Here is a 402-nt window from a genome sequence, read left to right as displayed (position 1 = left end):
CGGTTCGGCTATCGCCGTTTGCATATCCTGCTGCGCCGGGAGGGCGTGATGATCAACCGGAAGAAGACCCAGCGGCTCTACAAGGAGGAAGGTCTGGCGGTGAGGCGGCGACGCAGCCGCAAGCGTGCAGTCGGCACCAGGGCACCTGCTCCGGTGTTGGCACTGGCGAACCAGCGCTGGAGCCTGGACTTCGTTCATGACCAGATCGCTTCTGGCAGGCGTTTCCGGGTGCTCAATGTGGTCGATGACGTCACCAGGGAGTGCCTGGTGGCGGTGCCGGACACCTCGATCTCGGGACACCGTGTCGTGCGCGAGCTGACCCAGCTGATCGCACAGCGCGGCAAGCCGGGGATGATTGTCAGCGATAATGGCACAGAGCTCACCAGCAATGCCGTGCTCGCA

1 protein-coding gene is annotated in these 402 nt (G+C 63.9%); it reads left to right on the top strand.

Annotated elements, in window-relative coordinates; translation table 11 throughout:
* Positions 1-402 (top strand): DDE-type integrase/transposase/recombinase (locus LI72_RS18560; protein WP_033927468.1); only part of this gene is annotated, 402 nt, incomplete at both ends.

Source organism: Sphingomonas sp. 35-24ZXX, from assembly GCF_000786215.1.
Lineage (GTDB): Bacteria > Pseudomonadota > Alphaproteobacteria > Sphingomonadales > Sphingomonadaceae > Blastomonas.
Note: the sequence above shows the minus strand (reverse complement) of the source record. Positions and strands in the feature narration are given on the sequence as shown.